Origin of the sequence: Streptomyces coffeae (assembly GCF_016741875.1) — a bacterium.
Classification (GTDB): Bacteria; Actinomycetota; Actinomycetes; order Streptomycetales; family Streptomycetaceae; genus Streptomyces; species Streptomyces coffeae.
On the sequence record NZ_JAERRF010000011.1, the window covers coordinates 221,103 to 234,983 of the forward strand.

At 67.3% G+C, this 13,881-nt stretch carries 11 protein-coding genes; 6 read left to right on the plus strand and 5 right to left on the minus strand.

What is annotated here, in order from left to right:
• Window positions 1-13 precede the first annotated feature (13 nt).
• From JK363_RS21120 to JK363_RS43860, 5 genes are all read right to left on the minus strand, one after another.
• Complete coding sequence (locus JK363_RS21120) at window positions 14-733, minus strand: class I SAM-dependent DNA methyltransferase (protein ID WP_201876522.1); 720 nt, start codon at window positions 731-733, stop codon at window positions 14-16.
• A gap of 133 nt (window positions 734-866) precedes the next feature.
• Window positions 867-1,568 carry a cytidylyl-2-hydroxypropylphosphonate hydrolase gene (gene fomD, locus JK363_RS21125; RefSeq protein WP_201876523.1) on the minus strand — a complete coding sequence of 234 codons (702 nt, stop codon included), beginning with the start codon at window positions 1,566-1,568 and terminating at the stop codon, window positions 867-869.
• A gap of 68 nt (window positions 1,569-1,636) precedes the next feature.
• Window positions 1,637-3,028, minus strand: a complete 1,392-nt coding sequence (locus JK363_RS21130) for a class II fumarate hydratase (protein ID WP_201876524.1) — start codon at window positions 3,026-3,028, stop codon at window positions 1,637-1,639.
• A 129-nt stretch (window positions 3,029-3,157) separates the two neighbouring features.
• Window positions 3,158-5,422 carry a bifunctional polysaccharide deacetylase/glycosyltransferase family 2 protein gene (locus JK363_RS21135; protein WP_201876525.1) on the minus strand — a complete coding sequence of 755 codons (2,265 nt, stop codon included), beginning with the start codon at window positions 5,420-5,422 and terminating at the stop codon, window positions 3,158-3,160.
• Window positions 5,419-6,375 (minus strand): hypothetical protein, encoded by a 957-nt coding sequence (locus JK363_RS43860; RefSeq protein ID WP_201876526.1) that lies wholly within the window; start codon window positions 6,373-6,375, stop codon window positions 5,419-5,421. The genes JK363_RS21135 and JK363_RS43860 overlap by 4 nt, the downstream gene beginning before the upstream one ends.
• A 177-nt stretch (window positions 6,376-6,552) precedes the next feature.
• On the opposite strand from JK363_RS43860, the gene JK363_RS21145 reads away from it, so the two are divergent.
• The 6 genes from JK363_RS21145 (at window position 6,553) to JK363_RS21170 (ending at window position 13,742) form a co-directional block, all read left to right on the plus strand.
• Window positions 6,553-7,638: a chitinase gene (locus JK363_RS21145; RefSeq protein ID WP_201876527.1), complete on the plus strand. Its 1,086-nt coding sequence runs from the start codon at window positions 6,553-6,555 to the stop codon at window positions 7,636-7,638.
• Between the two features lie 203 nt (window positions 7,639-7,841).
• A complete protein-coding gene (locus JK363_RS21150; protein WP_201876528.1) occupies window positions 7,842-9,410 on the plus strand; it encodes a recombinase family protein in 1,569 nt (522 codons plus the stop codon).
• A gap of 237 nt (window positions 9,411-9,647) precedes the next feature.
• Complete coding sequence (locus JK363_RS21155; protein ID WP_201876529.1) at window positions 9,648-10,208, plus strand: LexA family transcriptional regulator; 561 nt, start codon at window positions 9,648-9,650, stop codon at window positions 10,206-10,208.
• A gap of 727 nt (window positions 10,209-10,935) precedes the next feature.
• On the plus strand, window positions 10,936-11,124 hold the full coding sequence (locus JK363_RS21160; protein ID WP_201876530.1) for a hypothetical protein: 189 nt from the start codon (window positions 10,936-10,938) through the stop codon (window positions 11,122-11,124).
• 81 nt (window positions 11,125-11,205) lie between these two features.
• On the plus strand, window positions 11,206-12,423 hold the full coding sequence (locus JK363_RS21165; RefSeq protein ID WP_201876531.1) for a phage major capsid protein: 1,218 nt from the start codon (window positions 11,206-11,208) through the stop codon (window positions 12,421-12,423).
• A gap of 143 nt (window positions 12,424-12,566) precedes the next feature.
• Complete coding sequence (locus JK363_RS21170) at window positions 12,567-13,742, plus strand: phage portal protein (protein ID WP_201876532.1); 1,176 nt, start codon at window positions 12,567-12,569, stop codon at window positions 13,740-13,742.
• Window positions 13,743-13,881: the final 139 nt, after the last annotated feature.

A 13,881-nucleotide genomic window follows, 5' to 3' on the forward strand; every position in this document is an offset into this window, starting at 1 on the left:
GGCGCACCGAGTGTCAGGCACGTCGTCGGCAGTGCAGATAGAGCTGGATCTCGGGTGGCACGTCCGTGCTGGCCGGGGCGTACGCGTGCGATTCCTCCCCGGTGATCTCGAAACCCGCGTCACTGACGACCTGTCGGAGATCCTCCCGCAGATAGCCGGATACCCGGACCGAGTTGCCGAGGAACGGGATCGCGAAGTCGTCCACGTCCGCCTCCACCATGCTGAGGGTCATCGGTCCGCCGGGTCTGAGCACCGCGTGCAGCGCGCGCAGCGCGTAGGGGATCTCCGGGCGGGGCAGCAGCACCAGCGCGAAGAAGGCGGCGATGCCGTCGAAGGGGCCGAGTTCCCGTGCCCCTCCGGGGCCGTAGCGCCCACCGGCCCGCAGATCGACGATGTCCACCTGGTGGAACTCGGCGCCGGGGACGTTGTCCCGGGCCAGCTTGAGCATGCCCGGGGAGATGTCGATCCCGGTGACCCGGTGCCCTGCGTCGGTCAGCTGACGGGCCGTGGGCAGTCCGGTGCCGCAGCCGACATCGAGCACCCGGGAGCCGGGAGCGAGTGTGTCGGCCAGCCACTGACCGGCCTTGACCTGGCCCTCCTTGTGCGGAAAGGCTTCGTCGTAACGGTCGCCTATCGCGTCGAAGGCCTCGGCCTGGCCGCTGCGGTCCAGCGCCAGGCGGTCGAAGTCCTGGTACCCCTCGTAGCCGTCGCCGTAGTCGTCCTCACTGCTCACGACTCCGCCCCTCCTGTGACATTACGTCAGATCCTGTGCATCGTCCGTGAGTTGCGCCAGTGTCTGGTTTCCCGCGGGTGCGGTGTTCCGGACGACGATCCTACGTTTGAAACACCGGTGCACAACAAGAGGTTCAGGACCTCGAGTGCGCTGACGTATGCCCCCTGTCCTTACGGTCCCAGTCCGCCGGAAGCGCGGGGACCGGCCAGGCCGGGTCGGGCCGCCAGTCCTCCCAGCCGTCCCGGAACGGCGCTCCCCACGCTTCGATGAGTCCCACGGCCGCCCGGCCGGCGGCCCGGACGCGGCGCGCCTGTGCCGCGTCCATCAGACCGGCCCGCTGGGCCTGCGCGAACTCGTCCTCGTCCTTCCATTCCCAGCCGCGGTCGGGGTAGACCGCGATGTCCAGGAAGTGGTCCTCGGAGTCCACCCCGCCGGCCCAGCGGGCCAGCGGCTCCTCCAGGTTCACGTACCAGTTCTTGAACTGCCAGCCGTGTTCCCAGAAAAGCCACACCGACCAGGGCTCACCGGGCCGGGCCAGCTTGAGCACTCCGGTGCCCAGCCACTGGCACAGCGCGGTGGTCCGCGGCTTGGTGTAGCGGGTGGACAGCGGCTCGCGGTGCACCGAGGTGCCGTCGGTCAGCTGCGGTTTGACGCAGGGGGTGCCCGGGGCGAGCCAGACGGCCAGCAGCTCCGGGGTGTCCTCGACGACGGTCACGGGGCGGCAGATGTGGATGCGGTCGGCGGCGTTGGCCCGGTAGCGCCACAGGATGTGGTCCCCCGGCGCCCATCGGGCGGTGCCCGCCTTCCCCGTCGTCTCCACGATGTCCGCTGTCATGAGCAGATCTTAGGTGTGAGCGGGCCGCGGTGCCGTGACCTATGCCGCAACGGTTGTCCCACACAAGGTTACGGATGTGTCATGCGCAGCACGTCCAGCGCCTCGTCCAGCTGCTCCCGGGTCAGCAGCCCGCGCTCCACATAGCCCGACTCCAGCACCACCTGCCGGATGGTCTTCCGCTCCGCCAGGGACGTCTTGGCGACCTTCGCCGCCTCCTCGTAGCCGAGGTAGCGATTGAGCGGGGTGACGACGGACGGGGAGGACTCGGCGTACTCGCGGGCGCGCTCGGCGTCGGCCGTGATCCCGTCGACGGTGCGGTCGGCCAGCAGCCGGGAGGCGTTGGCCAGCAGCCGGATCGACTCCAGCAGGTTCTTCGCCATCACCGGGAGCATCACATTGAGCTCGAAGTTCCCGGCGGCCCCGGCCGTGGCGACCGTGGTGTCATTGCCGGTGACCTGGGCGGCGACCATCAGCACCGCCTCGGGGATCACCGGGTTGACCTTCCCCGGCATGATCGACGAACCGGGCTGGAGGTCGGGCAGCGCGATCTCGGCCAGCCCGGTGCGTGGGCCCGAGGCCATCCAGCGCAGATCGTTGGCGATCTTGGTCAGCCCGACCGCGATGGTCCGTAGCTGCCCCGAGGTCTCCACCAGCCCGTCCCGGGCGCCCTGCGCCTCGAAGTGGTCCCGGGCCTCGGTGAGCGGCAGCCCGGTGGTCCGTGTCAGCTCGGCGATCACGGCGGCGGCGAACCCGGGCGGGGTGTTGATCCCGGTGCCCACCGCCGTACCGCCCAGCGGCAGTTCGGCCAGCCGGGGCAGCGAGGAGCGCAGCCGCTCGATCCCGTACCGGACCTGCGCGGCATAACCGCCGAACTCCTGACCCAGCGTCACCGGGGTGGCGTCCATCAGATGCGTGCGCCCCGCCTTGACCACCTCGGCGAACTCCTCGGCCTTGCGCTCCAGCGCCTCGGCGAGACGGCCCAGTGCCGGGATCAGATCGGCGGTGACGGCGGCGGTGGCCGCGATGTGGATGGAGGAGGGGAAGACGTCGTTGGACGACTGGCTGGCGTTGACGTGGTCGTTGGGGTGCACCGCGCGGCCCAGCCGCTCGCTCGCCAGAGTGGCCAGCACCTCGTTGGTGTTCATGTTGGACGAGGTACCCGAGCCGGTCTGGAAGACGTCGACCGGGAAGTGGTCGTCCCAGCGGCCCTCGGCGACCTCCGCCGCCGCCTCCACGACGGCCGCGGCGATGTCCTTGTCGATCACGCCAAGACCGGCGTTGACGGTGGCCGCCGCGGCCTTGATCCGGGCCAGCGCCTCGATATGCGCCCGCTCCAGGCGTTGGCCGCTGACGGGGAAGTTCTCCACCGCCCGCTGGGTCTGGGCCCGCCACTTGGCGTGCGCGGGGACCCGCACCTCTCCCATGGAGTCGCGCTCGGTCCGGTAGTTCTCCTCGGCCATCGCGGCATACTGCCTTTCTTTTGACTCGGTCTTTCTTGTGGCTCGGTTCGCCTCCGCCTTTCTCAGGGCTCAGCGCGTACGCGTCCCGGCGTGTTCCCGGTGACGACCGGAGCGGGCGGGTGAGGCCGGTCACCGTACGGACTCCCGGGCCCGCTGGGAGTCCACCTCACCGGTGCGCTTGAGCTTCTGCCACGGCAGCAGGGCGCCGGTCGCGGCCGTGACACAGGAGTGCAGCAGCACCAGATACATCAGCTGGCGGTAGGCGATCTGCTGGAGCGGCAGCACCAGCAGCGCCCGGTAGCGCTCCCGGTCCAGCCGGAACGCGTACGCCGCGCCCAGCAGCTGCACCAGCATCAGCGCCCCCCAGGCCAGCAGGGAGCGCACCGGGTCCAGGAAGACCGCGCCGTACACGGTGAACAGGTCGATCAGCGGCGCGCACAGCGGGGTGACGATCTGGAAGAGCACCACCAGCGGCATCCCCACCCGGCCGAACCGCCCCGACGGGCCCCGGTCCACGATCGAGCGGCGGTGCTTCCACAGCGCCTGCATGGTGCCGTAGCTCCAGCGGTAGCGCTGCTTCCACAGCTGGCCGAGGGTGCCGGGCGCCTCCGTCCAGGCGCGGGCGTGCTCCTGGTAGACCACCCGCCAGCCGGCCCGGTGCAGCGCGATGGTGATGTCGGTGTCCTCGGCCAGCGTGTCCGCGCTCATGCCCCCTGCGTCCAGCACCGCGCGGCGGCGGAATGCGCCGATCGCTCCGGGGATGGTCGGCATACAGCGCAGCAGGTCGTACATCCGCCGGTCCAGGTTGAACCCCATGACGTATTCGATGTGCTGCCAGGCGCCGATCAGCCGGTTGCGGTTGCCGACCTTGGCGTTGCCCGCGACCGCGCCGACGCGGACGTCGGCGAAGGGGCGGACCAGCTCGCGAACGGTGGTCGGCTCGAAGACCGTGTCACCGTCCATCATCACGATCAGATCGTGGCGGGCGTGGGCGATGCCGTGGTTGAGGGCGGCGGGCTTGCCCGCGTTCTGCTGGCGCAGCACCCGGACGTTGGGCAGCGCCATGGCCTCCACGATGTCGGCGGTGCCGTCGGTGGAGCCGTCGTCCACCACCAGGATCTCGATCCGATGGGTGCTGGCGGCCAGCGAGGTCAGGGTGTTGGCGATGCACTCCTTCTCGTTGTACGCGGGCACGATCACACTCACCGGGTCGTCCACCTGCTGCACCACCCGGTAGCGCCGCCGGGCCCGGCTGCAGTGGTGCCACCAGGCGAAGACCACCATCATCAGCAGCCGCCCGATCACGGCGGCGCCGACCAGGCCCAGCAGCCCGGCCAGACACGGCAGGGCGGCCTGGGTGAGCGCCGCGGCCCAGATCAGCGCCCGGCCCTGCCAGACCCGGGCGGCTCCGGCCGGGTGGTTGGCGCTCTGGGCGCCGAGCGCGCCGGTGATCGTGGTGAAGGAGTAGCCCTTCTTCTTCATCCGGCCGATGTACTGATCCAGGGCCTTCACCGTGCGGGAGCGGTTGCCGCCCGCGTCGTGGAAGAGCACGGACGCGCCCTTCCGTCCGTCGGGCGTGGCGTTCTGGACGATCTCCTTGACCGGGGGCCGTCGCCAGTCCTCGCTGTCGGCGTCCACGAACGCGCTGAGGTAGCCCTTGGCCCCGACGTGCCGCTGGACCGGCCAGGTGCGGTCGTCCAGCGCGCGGACCTCGGAGGCGTACGGCGCCCGGAAGAGCGAGCTGGTGACGGACGCCGCGCCCGCCAGGGCCAGCTGGGACTGGGCCAGTTCGCGGTCGACCCGCCCGGTGTCCTGGTACGACAGATCGACATGGGAGAAGGTGTGCACCCCGATCTCATGGCCCGACTGCCGCATCCGGCGCACCAGCCCGGGGTGACGGACCACCATCTGGCCCACGACGAAGAAGGTTCCGGGGACGTCGTGCTTGCGCAGCACCGCGAGGATCTCGGGGGTCCAGCGCGGATCCGGGCCGTCGTCGAAGGTGAGCGCCACGGTCCGGGAGGGAACGGAGTGCTCGGTCGCCCGGCCGTCCCGGTCGAAGGTGAGCACCGGCCCGCCGTGGCGCAGCCGGTCGGGGACGCTGCGCGAGGGGTGCGAGCGGTGGACACGGGCGTCATTGCCGACCTCGGCATGCAGATAGCCGTCCAGCAGCAGTCCGCAGACCACCGCCAGCAGCGTCGCCGGCGCGAGCACCATCCGGGTGCGGGTCCTGGTGGCCCCGCGGCGGAACGGGCCCCGACCGCGGAACCGGCCACCGTCACCGCGCCCCGGCCCGGTGATCCGGGACACGGGGCGGGGCGTGGCGGCCGGGCGGGGCGAGGGAAGTCTGCGGCGGCGCGGCCGGGGGAGTCTCGGCTGTCTGCCGGAGGTCATGACGGTGCGTCCCCGTTCTGCGGGACGCCGGGCCCGTTGGCCCCCGGGGCGGGCCCGGCCGGGTTCAGCGGACCCACGGGGTTCAGCGGGGTCTTCGGCCCGGGGTTCCGGGGGAGCCCGGCCCCGGCGGCGGGCGGTTCGGCGGCCGGGTGCTTACGGGCGAGGGGCTTGCGGGCGAGGGGCTTGCGGGCCGGGGTGTGCGCCCCGCCCGCGCCCGGCTTCGCGGATTTGCCGGGTTTGCCGGGTGTGCCGGACGTGCGGTGCTGGGCGGGCTTGGTGTGCTGCGCGGGCTTGGTGTGCTTGGCGGGCTTGGCGTGCTTGGGGCGCTCGACGCGGTGGTCGGGCTTCCGTCCGGCGGGGCGGGTGTGTGCGTGCTTGTGGTGCGCGGCGCGCTTCGTGCCGCTGGAGCCGTGGTGCGCCGGGGTGTGCTCCCGGACCTGGTCCCGGTGCTGCTCCCGGGCCTGGCCCCGGGGCTCGGGGCGTACGCGGGCGCCGAGTTCGGCCGGCCCCGGGTGCCGCCGCTCCGGGGCGGGGCCGTCCAGCGCGACCGGCTCGCCGAGAGCCACCGGGCGTGCGTCCCGCGGGGCGTGGCGGCCGGTGTCCGCGCGGTCCTCGTGCGGACGCGGGCCGGGGTGCGTCACGTCCCGGTGCGACGGCCGCCGGTGCTCCGGGCGGTACCGCTCCGGACCGCCCTCCGGCTTCCGGTCGAACGCCTCGGTGGCGCTCGGGTGCCCCGGGATCAGGGTCTCGGGGGCGAAGGCGGTACCACCCGTGAAGCCCACCGCCAGGATCACCGAGTAGCTGAGGCAGACGGCCCCCGCGACCACACCCGCGTGCCGCACCAGACGGCCGCGTCGCCCGGAGAGATCGACGAACACGGGCCCCTTCCCGGCCACTTCGGGATGGAGGGGGCGCGAAGGCGCTCGCTCGATCACATCTGACTGAGGATCCATGAACGAGAGGCTAGTCGAGAAAATATGACTTGAGACATATCAGTCAAACATGCGGTGTGTCATGGTTCGTTCCATTTCTCGGATATGCGAGGTTGGCGGTGGAGCGCGGCACGGGAGGCGGAGTCCCCGGTGCCCCCCACATTCCCCGAACCGGACACCGAAAGAGGAGCGAGAGCCATGAGGGCCAGCCCCCGCATGAGCGGAATCGCCGTGGCCGCCGCCGTGGTCTGCGCCGGCATCGCCGTATGGGCCGGACAGCACGAGCCGTCGCCGGAACCGCGGGCGCGCGTGGTCCCGACGTCCGCGCGGAGCCCGCAACCGGCGCCGCCGCCCCCCGCCGACTTCGTCCCGTACGTCAGCGCCTGGTCCGAGTCGGGCTACGACATGGCCGCCGCCGCGGGGCGCGGTGTCAAGGAGTTCACCCTCGGCTTCGTCGTCGCGGGCGACGGCTGCGCCCCGGTGTGGGACGGCGGCACCACCCTCGACGACCAGGCGCTGGACGCCCGGATCGAGGCCGTGCGCCGGGCGGGCGGCGATGTCCGGGTCTCCTTCGGCGGCGCCGACGGCACCGAGCTGAGCACCGCGTGCACCGATGTCTCCGAACTCGCCGCGGCCTACACGCAGGTGATCGAGCGTTACCGGCTGACCAAGGCCGACTTCGATGTCGAGGGCGACAGCCTCGCCGACACCGCGGCGGCCGTCCGCCGCGCCCAGGCCATCGCCCTGCTCCAGCGCACCCATGAGGGCCTGGACGTCTCCTTCACCCTGCCCGCGATGCCCGACGGGCTGACGGCGGAGAGCACCGCCCAGCTGGAGGCGGCCAAGGACGAGGACGTCGCCCTCTCGGCGGTGAACATCATGGCGATGAACTACGGCGATGAGCTCACCGGTGACATGGGCGACTACGCGATCCGGGCCGCCACCGCCGCCCAGGCCCGGGTGCGCGGGGTGCTGGGACTGTCCGACGACGCCGCCTGGAAGACCCTGGGTGTGACGCCGATGATCGGGCTCAACAATGTCTCCGGCGAGGTGTTCACGCTGGAGGACGCGGCCGGTCTGACGCGGTTCGCCGCGGAGAAGGGGATCGGGCGGCTGTCGATGTGGTCCGCCGAACGCGACCGGCCGTGCGACGACGCAGCTGACGAGGCGTCGGGCGAGGACGGTGCCGCGGCTCCCGGGGAGAGCCCCGGTGCCACCCCGGAGAACCGGTGCAGCGGAATCGCCCAGCGGCCGGGAGCCTTCGAGGCGGTGCTGCGGGGCTGACCGGGCATCCGCGCCCGGAGGGGCAACAGGAGCGGGAACGGCCGGGGGCCGGGACGGCATCGCCGTCCCGGCCCCCGGATCCGTCGGCCCGTCAGGCCCCCTGGCGCACCGGGATGCTCGAGACGAAGGGCTGTGCCGGACCCGGGTCCGTGAAGAAGTCGTTCGTCTTGTTCAGCTCGCGTGGACGCCCGTACTATCCCGCCATGATCAAGAATCCGAGGGTCCTGGGTGCTGTCCGCCTCTCCATCCTTAAGGACGACACCACCAGCCCCGAGAAGCAGCGTCACGCCGTGGAGCACTGGGCCGCTGGGCCGGCCGTCGACGGCCGCATCGTGGGCTGGGCTGAAGACTTGGACGTCTCCGGCGCGATGCACCCCTTCAAGAGACCGGGTCTTGGACCCTGGTTCAACGAGCGGGCCGACGAGTGGGACGTGTTGGCTGTCTGGAAGCTCGACCGCCTCAGCAGGAAGGCGGGCCACTTCGCCGAGGTCTTCGAGTGGTGCCAAAAGCACGGGAAGTCGATTGTCTCCGTGACGGAGGGCATCGACATGTCCACCCCTATGGGCAAGATGTTCGCTCAGATCATCGCTGCTTTTGCCGAGGGCGAGTTGGACACCATTAGAGCCCGCGCGCTTTCCGGCTCGGCTGCCCGTAAAGCCAAGGGCGTATGGATTGGTGGCGTGGAGCCGTACGGATACCACTTCGAGCGACAGGAAGGCGGCGGTAAGAAGCTCGTTCAGGATCCCACCTATGCGGAGCTGTTTCGCGAAATTGTCGAACGGCTTGAGGGTGACTGGTCGGCTTACAAGATTGCGGTTGACCTGAATAAGCGCGGCGTGGCTACCTGGCGGGATCATCTGCGCATTGTGAAGGGGGAGGAACCTAGAGGTGTGGTCTGGACGGCCAACGCGATTCGCGCAATAGCCATGAATCCCACGGTTGCCGGTATCTACACGCACAAGGGCGAAAACGTCGTGGACGAGAACGGCGAGAACGTTCAGATCACCGACAAGCCTCTGATGGAATTCGCGGAGTGGTCGGAGTTTGTGGCGGCCCTGAAGAGTGACCGCCCGGTTAGGCGGGCTACTCCTTCGCGATCCATGCTCGGCGGTGTGGCAATATGCCAGGCGTGCGATGCCCGAATGTCTTCCAACAAGAAGACGAAGGAAAACGGCCGTGTGCATCACTACTATTCCTGCAACAACGTGAACACCGGAACGTGCGCCAACCCTGGCCGCATTCGTCGTGATGACCTAGATACGGCTGTCGGGACCTTCGTGAAGGTCACCCTCGGCCCACTGCCGGTAATGGAGCGGGCGGGCAATTCTATTAGTCAAGCCAAGACCGAGCTTGCTGAGGCTGAATCGACGCTAGACAGGCTAGAGGCTGATTACCTCGCCGGAAGGTTCAAGACCGACGTTCAGGTTGAACGGTACTGGGGCCAGCATGAGTTTCAATCGGCCAAGGTTGAACGTCTGAGGAGCGAAATCAAAGCCGCCGAGGCCGCCCCGGCCTGGAAGGAAACTGGGCGCACCTACGCCGAAGAGTGGGCTACCAAGGATGACGAGCAGAAGCGTGTATTTCTGCAACGGCACGGAATAACGGTGACGGTGGGAAAAGCCGACGACGGGAATCGTCGAGTCGTCTGCAAGATGCCCGAGCTTGCTGAGATCGCCAAGGAAACCGGGCTTCACGTCCCTGACGGTTACATGTGGGTGGAACCCGAGGCCGAATACATCCTTCCGGCTCGGATGGCTTACAAGCGGAAGTAGTGCAAGCCGAGGCAACGGAGAGCCCCTGAAGCGTATACGCGCTTCAGGGGCTTTCTCATGCCTGCACACTCCCGTCTGGGCCGTTTACACGCCCTCTGGCTGGCCGTTTAAACAACCTTCCTTGAATCCGCCAGGTGCGGGGCGGTAGACCTGGCCCGCGCGTCCGCGTCGGCCTCAGCCAGGGCGCCAAGGCGGCAAGAGTCGCCACACGCCCTCAAGACTTGGAGCAAACGCAACATGAACTCGCGCGTAGACCACGGCATTTGGCGTCGATGCATAGCCTATGACCCGCGCATCAAGCAGAACACTTTCGCCGTGGGAATGGCCTTCTCGATGTTCGGTGACTACACGGACGGAACGGATGTGTTTCCTTCCATGGCGACCATTGCTGAAATGGTCGGCCTATCCAATGCAACGAAGGTGCACCCGCACCGTAGGAAGCTTGTTGAGTTTGGCTATCTCGCGGACACCGGAGCCCGCTCGCGCGCCGATACGGTCGTCTACTGCCTCACTGCCCCGGCGGAGGTGTTGGTGGCCGTCAAGGCCGGGCCCGAGGCGCGCAAGCGCAGGAAGCCCGAGAGCAGCCCTACCAAGGCCGTTCCGGCGGACGGGGACCACTCGGGTCCCTTGGCTGAAGATCGGTCTTCTCTGGTCCCTACAGGGCCGGTTGAACTCACCCTTGAGCAGAAGCTTTGGTTCCTCGGCGGAGAGGAACCGGAGTCCTGGCCGTGGTGCGAGATTCCTTACGCCTCGGCCGAACACGCCTACCGGCTCTACGCCGGGCCGACTGCCGCCTAGTACCCCTGTGGGTACAGGGGGTGTCCCTCCAGCGGTACAGGGGATATGCCCGACCAGGTACACAATCCCATAGGGATCTCACTAGAGATCCCATAGCTATAACTCAAAGGAAGCTGTACCCATTCGGGTACAGCTATGCCCTGGCCGATCGAAGAGCGGGAGACAGCCAGGCTCCCTATCGGGGCCTTACCTTGGCCAAGGCTGAAAGCTCGAAGCCTGCGGAGCAGAGCGAAGAGTGAGAGTAGGACTCCTTCGGCTATAGAGCCTACGGAGTCTCTATCAGCCAAGGCAGAAGCGAACGACTCCTCGAAGGAGTCGGAGCGAGAAAAAGACCCCCGCTCGCTCAGCCGGCCACGGCCCCAGAATGGCCCAGGCTGGCCGTAGAGCGACCGCCACGGTCCGAGTGTCCTCCGGATACTCGTAGACAATCTGGGGGCCTTCGAGGCCCCTTCTCGGTCAATTGAGCCTCTATCAGGCAGGGAGGGGGCAGTCTGAAAGCCTGGGCCGACCTTCCCCGCACCCGCCGCCTTCCCTCTCTGTGAGCGCGCGGGGGTTCGCCCGAGTTCGTGGGAGCGAGTAGCACCCCGTAACAATTTGTAGTGGAAGTCTTCTGATCGGTGTTGGTCACCGAATTGGCATGTGAGATCAGCCGTCTTAACAGGTCTTTGGTTAATGCAGAGATCGGCCGAGGGGCCGCAACCCCCGGCCATGACCAAGGAGCCAAGACATGATCGAGCTGACGTGCTTTTTCTGTGCTGGCTTCTTCGAGTATCCGTTCCGCCCAGGTGCGAAGCCGCGCTATTGCTCTGACGAGTGCCGCAAGCAGGTCGCCCGAGGGCGACGGCTCAAGCGCGCACATGAGCGAGCGCATGAACGCCATCTTCGGATTCTCGAAGGCGTAGCCGTCAACGGCTAACCAATTACCAGCACACACCTAGCGGCCCCTGGCATTGCCAGACGGGCCGCTTTTTCATGCCAGATTCAGGAGACCATCCAAATGAAGCCGGAACTCCGGATGATGTTCGACACCGCCGAATCCCAGCGGCGCGGCCTGCTGGCCGACGAAATCGCCTACCTCATCAGTAACGCTCCGCGCGGATCTGAGCGCCGAGCGGAAATCCTCGCCCTGATCAATGGCGGTAAGGCTAGTACCGAGGAGGGCCGCGCGGCCCTGCGCACTCTTGTGGAGGATTCCGGGAATCAATCTGCTACTCCCGAAAGCCTGGCCCCCGAAAACGAGGGGCCGACTCTTGAAGAGCGTCAGGCCGAGACTCGTTCCTTTGCCCAGAAACTCGGTATTGCCGCTCTCCCTTCGACCAAGGCCGAGCAGGGCGACAGCTTCAGGGGCCTTCTGCCGTCCTACGCGGAATACAGGGCACTTCAGAGTTCGACGCCCGCAGACGGCGGCTTCCTGGTGCCCAAGGCCACCGCGAAGACGTACTTCGACAAGTTGCGCGCCGACAGCGCCTTTCTGAATGGCCTGCCCGCTTCCAACATCATTCAGTTCGACACGGCCGAGCTGACTCTTCCTGGTATCGCTTCTTCGTCCACTCCGGGATACGTGGACGAGAATGGCCAGATTCCCGAGGGGAGTATGACCTTTACCGGGGTCACGCTCTCGGCCAAGGCGATTAAGGAACTTCGCTACGCCCCGAACGAGCTGCTTGCAGACTCCGCCGTGGATCTGCGCAACGCTCTCGCGGCCGACATGCTTTCCTCTGCCGCGTCTCGAATAGACGTTGACGCCTTTGGTGGCAGCGGCACCAACCCGGTTAAGGGAATCATCGGCCAGGGCGTGACGACCACTCTCGGCGCTGGAAAGCTCCCGTCCTTCGATGACCTGGCGGACGCGATTACGCGCGTCCGGATGGCCAACGGAAAGCCTTCCGTCGTGTTCGTTTCCCCGGACGTTGAGGCTTCTCTGATGAAGGAGAAGGCCGCTACGGCGGGCACCTATCAGGCTGGCGCGCCGACGGGAACGCCGCTCACGACGGTTTGGGGCCTCCCGATTCTGGTGTCCGCGAACGTCGGCACCAAGACGGCGATCGTCTGCGACGCGTCGCGCATCTTCTTCGGCATTCGGAGTCAGGCGTACATCAACGCTTCCGAGGATTTCCGATTCGACCGCGACCAGGTGACCTACCGAATTGTGGTGCGCGTGGCCGGCACGTCTGTTGCCGAGGCTTCGAGCGTCCAGGTCATCAAGGGTAGCTAGCCGCAGAAGGGCCGTCCGGAGGGTATCCGGGCGGCCCTTTCTCATTGGAGATCCACCGTGAAGTTTTTGATTCGCGCACTGCGCAAGCGGACCAGGATGGCAGTTGGCCAGATCGAGGGTTGGCTGTGAGTCTCTTTAGCAGAATGACCGGCCGCTACTCGCAGCCGATTTCACTGTTCGGGAACGGACGGGATGATGCCCTTTCGGGCCTGCGCCCCCGAACGTTCTCGGGGCGCTCCGTCACTCGGGAAAGCTCGCTTCAGCTCGTCGCGGTCTACGCCTGCCAGTCCCTCATAGCCGACGGAATCAGCATGCTCCCCGTCGACCACCTGACGAAGGCCAACGGAATACGGAAGAAGCTGGAAGACCGGAAGTCCCCGGCCTGGATTCACCAGCCCAACCCGCATCAGACCACTTACGAGTTTTGGCACCGTGTCGTCACGTCGCTTCTCTCCGATGGTAATGCGTTCATTGCAACCGACCGAGACGACGCAGGTAACGTCACGGCTCTTTACTGCCTGCATCCGCAGGATGTGGATATTGTCGACGGCCCTGTGGGCTCGAAGGCTTTTCGAGTTGGTGGTGAGGAACGGCTCTTCGGCGTATCGCAGATCCTCCACATTCCTGCGTTCGCCGTTCCGGGGAAGTCTCGCGGCCTTTCCCCGCTTGAGGTAGCGCGGGAAGCTATCGGCCTCGGCCTCACGGCCCAAGAGTTCGGTACGAGGTTCTTCGAGCAGGGAACCACGATGACGGGTGTAATCGAACACCCCGGTACGCCTCGGCCGGATGAAGCCAAGATGCTCCGCGACATGTTCCGCAAGACGCACGCGGGAGTAAAGAAGTCTCACAGCGTGGGCGTTCTGACGGGTGGCGCGAGTTTCAAGCCCATCACCATTGCGCCCGAGCAGGCGCAATTCTTGGAGACCCGTCGTTTCCAGAAGTCGGAGATCGCTCTTCTCTACCGCATTCCTGCATACCTGGTTGATTCCTCGGTCACCTCGACTTGGGGCACTGGTATCGAGGAACAGAACAAGTTCTTCGTTGACCAAACGCTGATGCCGTGGATCGTGCGCGTTGAGCAGGCCGTTTCGACGTTCCTGCTGCCAGCCGGCGAGTTCATTCGGTTCAATGTCGACGCTCGCTTGAGAGCGAAGACGAAGGACCGATATGAGGCTTACTCGGTAGCGATCAACAACGGCTTCATGTCCCGCGATGAAGTCCGTGCCTTGGAGGATCTTCCGCCGCTCCCGAACGGCCAAGGAGCCGTATTCATCCAGCCGTTGAACATGGGGAAGATCGGCGAGCAGTCGGCCGCATAGGAGAAAGCCCCGCCCATCTGTCACGGGGGGAGACAGACGGGCGGGGCGGCTCTCAATGCTCGCGCGGCCTTACGGGGCCGCGTGTGGTCGCTTGACGCCACCACCACAGCCCCCGGCAACTGGGAAGCGAGAGACCGAA

What these genes read in the sequence shown, in the direction of transcription:
- JK363_RS21135 (WP_201876525.1), bottom strand. Translation starts at nt 5,422, where the DNA reads ATGACCTCCGGCAGACAGCCGAGACTCCCCCGGCCGCGCCGCCGCAGA.
- JK363_RS21130 (WP_201876524.1), bottom strand. Translation starts at nt 3,028, where the DNA reads ATGGCCGAGGAGAACTACCGGACCGAGCGCGACTCCATGGGAGAGGTG.
- JK363_RS21170 (WP_201876532.1), top strand. Translation starts at nt 12,567, where the DNA reads ATGACCGGCCGCTACTCGCAGCCGATTTCACTGTTCGGGAACGGACGG.
- JK363_RS21155 (WP_201876529.1), top strand. Translation starts at nt 9,648, where the DNA reads ATGAACTCGCGCGTAGACCACGGCATTTGGCGTCGATGCATAGCCTAT.
- JK363_RS21160 (WP_201876530.1), top strand. Translation starts at nt 10,936, where the DNA reads ATGATCGAGCTGACGTGCTTTTTCTGTGCTGGCTTCTTCGAGTATCCG.
- JK363_RS21150 (WP_201876528.1), top strand. Translation starts at nt 7,842, where the DNA reads ATGATCAAGAATCCGAGGGTCCTGGGTGCTGTCCGCCTCTCCATCCTT.
- fomD (WP_201876523.1), bottom strand. Translation starts at nt 1,568, where the DNA reads ATGACAGCGGACATCGTGGAGACGACGGGGAAGGCGGGCACCGCCCGA.
- JK363_RS21165 (WP_201876531.1), top strand. Translation starts at nt 11,206, where the DNA reads ATGAAGCCGGAACTCCGGATGATGTTCGACACCGCCGAATCCCAGCGG.
- JK363_RS43860 (WP_201876526.1), bottom strand. Translation starts at nt 6,375, where the DNA reads ATGGATCCTCAGTCAGATGTGATCGAGCGAGCGCCTTCGCGCCCCCTC.
- JK363_RS21145 (WP_201876527.1), top strand. Translation starts at nt 6,553, where the DNA reads ATGAGGGCCAGCCCCCGCATGAGCGGAATCGCCGTGGCCGCCGCCGTG.